Annotated in this window: 5 protein-coding genes; all 5 read left to right on the forward strand. The window is 40.3% G+C overall.

Annotation, left to right across the window (positions count from 1 at the left end; genetic code table 11):
• Positions 1-100 precede the first annotated feature (100 nt).
• Complete coding sequence (locus tag Q0J48_RS06515; RefSeq protein ID WP_296242682.1) at positions 101-634, forward strand: cupin domain-containing protein; 534 nt, start codon at positions 101-103, stop codon at positions 632-634.
• A gap of 21 nt (positions 635-655) precedes the next feature.
• Positions 656-2,236 carry an ABC transporter ATP-binding protein gene (locus Q0J48_RS06520; RefSeq protein WP_296242685.1) on the forward strand — a complete coding sequence of 527 codons (1,581 nt, stop codon included), beginning with the start codon at positions 656-658 and terminating at the stop codon, positions 2,234-2,236.
• Complete coding sequence (locus Q0J48_RS06525; RefSeq protein WP_239461058.1) at positions 2,237-3,070, forward strand: ABC transporter permease; 834 nt, start codon at positions 2,237-2,239, stop codon at positions 3,068-3,070.
• The gene (locus tag Q0J48_RS06530; protein ID WP_183374286.1) at positions 3,067-3,873 is read left to right on the forward strand and encodes an ABC transporter permease; all 807 of its coding nucleotides are present in this window, start codon (positions 3,067-3,069) and stop codon (positions 3,871-3,873) included. Before Q0J48_RS06525 ends, Q0J48_RS06530 begins: the two co-directional genes overlap by 4 nt.
• On the forward strand, positions 3,854-4,932 hold a 1,079-nt coding region (locus Q0J48_RS06535; RefSeq protein WP_296242689.1), incomplete at its 3' end, for an ABC transporter substrate-binding protein. The genes Q0J48_RS06530 and Q0J48_RS06535, both read left to right, overlap by 20 nt.

Here is a 4,932-nt window from a genome sequence, read left to right on the forward strand (position 1 = left end):
AAATATCAGAAATTGATTGCATTTATTTCAAGACCATGTATAATTGTCTTGTTTCTTTATATAAACTAAAAGTTTAGTGATAGAAAACCGGAGGGATGTTATGAAGATTGGATCGAAAATCAAAGATCTACGAATCAAAAATGGTTTGACCTTGGAAGAGCTGGCAAGCCGCAGTGAACTGACCAAGGGATTTTTATCACAGTTGGAACGAGATTTGACCTCTCCCAGCATCTCCACTTTGGAAGATATCTTAGAGGCTTTAGGAACGGATCTGAGTTCTTTCTTTGCATCGAGTCCGGATCGCCAGATCGTTTTTGGGAAAAACGACGTGTTTGTAGATGAACGCGAAGAGCATAAGGTGGAATGGATCGTACCGAATGCACAAAAAAATGATATGGAACCGATTCGAATCACGATTCATCCGGGCTGTTCTTCATTTACGATGAAATCCAATGAGGGCCAGGAATTCGGTTATGTCTTAAGCGGAAAATTAGAACTGGTGATTGGTAAAAAAGTCTATCCGCTCAAGGCCAAAGAGACTTTTTATTTAGATGGTGAAAAGAGTCATTTTGTTCGCAATGTCGGATCGAAAGATGCGGTCTTGTTGTGGGTGGCAGCACCGCCGATGTTTTAGGAAAGGAAAAGGGAATGGATTATGGAACAAGAAAAGAATAAACTGATCCAGTTTAAACATATTGTCAAAGATTTTGACGGCCAGATCGTTTTAAAAGGAATCGATCTGGATATCTATGAAAATGAATTTGTGACCCTTTTAGGACCCAGCGGTTGCGGTAAGACAACTTTGCTTCGAATCTTAGGCGGTTTTTTAGAACCGACTGAAGGCCATGTGATCTTTGATGGACAGGATATTTTAAAATTGCCTCCTTATAAAAGAGAATTAAATACAGTTTTTCAAAAATATGCTCTTTTTCCGCATATGAATGTATATGACAATATAGCCTTTGGCTTGAAGATCAAAAAAATGTCAAAGGATATTATTGATCAGAAAGTCATGAAAATGTTGAAATTGATCAACCTGGAAGGCTATGAGAAAAAGAATGTTACTTTGCTTTCGGGGGGTCAGCAACAGCGTGTTGCGATTGCCCGTGCTTTAGTCAATGAGCCATCGGTTCTTTTGTTGGATGAGCCGTTAGGAGCCTTAGATCTGAAGCTTCGAAAAGAAATGCAGTATGAGTTGAAACGTATCCAACAGGAAGTAGGAATCACCTTTATTTATGTAACACATGATCAGGAAGAAGCTTTGACGATGTCCGATAAGATCGTTGTGATGAAAGACGGGGAGATTCAACAGGCCGGCACACCACAAGATATCTACAATGAACCGGTAAACCGCTACGTCGCTAACTTTATCGGAGAATCCAATATCGTGCCAGGGCGCATGCTTCAAGATAAGCTAGTCCGTTTTGATGATACGACCTTTGACTGTGTGGATGTAGGATTCAAAGAAAATGAACCCGTTGATGTCGTGATTCGCCCGGAAGATATCGATATTGTCGATGTGGAAAAGGGCAAGATGACGGGAACGGTAGAAAGTGTCTTGTTCAAAGGCGTTCATTATGAAGTGATGGTAGAAACAGTTCCTGGAACGCATGTTACCGTCAATATGCATGTGAAAAAAGATGAGAATATCTACAGCGAAGATCGCAAGGAAGCCATCAGTGCCAACGATTTCTATTTGGATCTGGAAGATATGAAAGATATCGATGAAAAAGAAATCATCGCCCGTGCGGATGCGCAAGCCTGGAATCCGGAAACGGAAGAATATATTTCAATCAAAGTTGATACTGATCTCAAAGAGGAGATCGGAGAATATGCTGTTACCTTCTCTACTAACTCCGGAACGAAGGTTACAAGAAAAATTTGGGTTGTGGATCAGCGCGTTGTTGAGAATAAAAAGGCGAATGAAGCTGTCAGTGCTTTTAACTTCTTTAAATCAAAAGATGAAATCTTAGAATCGCCGGCTTTGGATACGGATTTAAAAACTTGGGCCAATGCACAGGGATGGAAGCTGGATAATGAAGAAGAAGGCATCGATCTAAGCGTAGATTATGACTTTGATCCGGAAACGATAACGGAAGGAATTTACAAGGTTACTTTCTGGACAACAGGACGTGAATTTAAGATTCATACAACAGATTTTGTGGAAGAAGGTAAAGAGGTCGGCTTAACTTTCTTCCCGGAAGATATTCATGTTATGGAGAAGATGGAGTTTTAAATGAAACGTTTTTCACAATTGGCCATTCCGTATGTAGTTTGGGTTATTTTGATGATTTTGTTGCCAATGTTGTTGATATTGTTTTATGCGTTTACCACACAAGGAAACGAAATTATCAACTTTACCTTTACGTTTGACCATTTTATTCGTTTTTTTACCGACCATGACTTTTTATTGATTTTATGGAGATCTTTAGTTATTGCGTTTAAAACCACTGTGATTTGTGTGTTGTTAGGGTATCCGATTGCGTATTTTATTGCACGAAGTTCAGATCGGGTTCGAAATATCTTGGTACTGGCTATTACATTACCAACCTGGATCAATATGCTGGTGCGAACCTATTCCTGGATTGGGCTTCTTTCGGAAGGGGGCATTCTACAAAACTTGTTTGGATTGCAGGATACTGAGCTTCTTTATACAGAAGGGGCTGTACTGCTGGGGATGGTTTATAACTTTATTCCATTTATGATCTTGCAGATCAATACATCTCTTTGTAAGATGGATTCTTCATTGCTGGAAGCCAGTGCTGATCTTGGTGCCAATAAGCTGCAGACGTTTTTGCGCGTAACTTTCCCATTGTCGCTTTCCGGCGTGATCAGTGGAATTGCCTTGGTATTCTTACCGGCTGTAAGTTCCTTCTTTATTCCAAAACTGTTGGGAGGCGGACAGTTCTTCCTGATCGGTAATGTGATTGAAAACCAGTTTATTACGGTTGGTGAGTGGAACTTCGGTAGTGCCATTTCCATGATCATGGCCGTGATCATGATGCTTTGTATGTATCTGATCCGTCGTGTGGATGAGCATAATAACGGAGGGAGGCAGAAGAAGGCATGAAAAAAGAAAAACGCATTTTTGGTAAAGTGCTGATGGTGCTTTCTTTATTGTTCTTCTACGTTCCGATTTTATATATGATCGTATTTTCTTTCAATTCAGGACGATCTTTGACGAATTTTGAAGGTTTCAGTCTTCGCTGGTATGAGCACATGTTACAAAATCGTGACATGATGGAATCACTTTATACAACGATTACGATTGCTTTGTTAGCAACAGTAGTATCAACGATTTTAGGAACCATCAGTGCCATCGGACTTTCAAAAAGCCGAAAGTTTCTACAAAAAATCATCTTACAGCTGAATGATTTCCCCATCATGAATCCAGAAATCGTGACCGCAATCGGATTTATGTTGTTGTTTATCACATTCCATGTTGAAAAAGGATATATGACGATGCTTTTAGCGCATATAGCCTTTTGTACGCCATATGTGATTTTAAGTGTCATGCCTAAAATTCGCTCATTAGATCCAAATTTGGCGGATGCGGCTATGGATTTAGGAGCTACACCGTGGCAGGCGTTGATCAAAGTGCTTGTACCGCAGATTATGCCGGGTATCGTTTCGGGAGCTTTGATCGCATTTACAATGTCGTTTGATGATTTCATCATTTCCTATTTTGTAACGGGTGGAGGCGTAAAAAACCTAAGTATTATGGTTTACACCATGAGCAAGCGCATCAATCCAAGCATCAATGCAATATCTACACTGGTTGTAGTATTGATAACGGTAGTCCTTGTGATTATCAATGTAGTACCTATGATTAAGGAGAGAAGGGAGAAAAAACATGAAAAAATTATTGGCTAGTGCCCTAGTGGGTGCCTTGGCACTGGGCATGACCGGATGTTCAGGATCCGGCGGGCAGGAACGTGAGTTCGAAGGACAGGAGCTTCATCTGTATAACTGGGGCGAATATATGGGAGAAAATTTAATCTCGGATTTTGAAGAACAGACAGGTGCCACTGTGAATGTGGATTACTTTGAATCCAATGAACAGATGTATATCAAGGTGGCCAATGGGGAATCTTTTGATGTTTTGGTTCCTAGCGACTATATGATCGAACGTTTGATTCAGGAAGATCTGCTTCAACCATTAGATAAGGATAAACTGACAAACCTGGATCAGTTATCGGATGGTGTCATGGGATTGGATTACGATCCAAATAATGATTACTCGATTCCTTATTTTTGGGGAACTGTAGGTATCGTTTACGATAAAACAAAGGTTAGTGAAGAAGATCTGGAAAAAGAAGGATACAACATTTTCCTGGATACAAAATATAAAGGGGATATTTATTTATATGATTCTGAACGAGACAGCTTTATGATGGCGTTAAAAGCATTGGGATATTCTATGAATACAACCAATGAAGCCGAGCTTCAGGAAGCGTATCAATGGCTGGTGGAATGTGTAGAAACCATGGAACCAGAAATCGTGACCGATGAGATCATTGACAATATGGCGCAGGGACGTAAAGCATTAGGCTTGATCTACTCGGGGGATGCAGCCTATGTCATGTCAGAAAATGAAGACATGGGCTTCTATATGCCGGAAACAGGAACCAACTTATGGAGTGATGCCATGGTTATTCCTAAGAATGCGGAAAATCCGGAATTGGCACATGCGTTCATCGATTATGTATGTAATTATGATGCGGCAATGGATAACTCCAGCTATGTTGGATATACTTCGCCCAATGAAGAAGTTATGAATGAGTTAAGTGGTGAAGGTGGAGATTTTGAAGGGATCAATGCCTATATTCCACGTACCGGAAATGATCAGGACGAAGTGTTCAAGTATGATGAACAAACTCGTACAATCATTGCAGAGCTTTTCAGTAAAGTAAAAGTTGCTGCCAGCAACGC

It is taken from the genome of uncultured Faecalicoccus sp. (assembly GCF_944325745.1).
GTDB lineage: Bacteria > Bacillota_I > Bacilli_A > Erysipelotrichales > Erysipelotrichaceae > Faecalicoccus.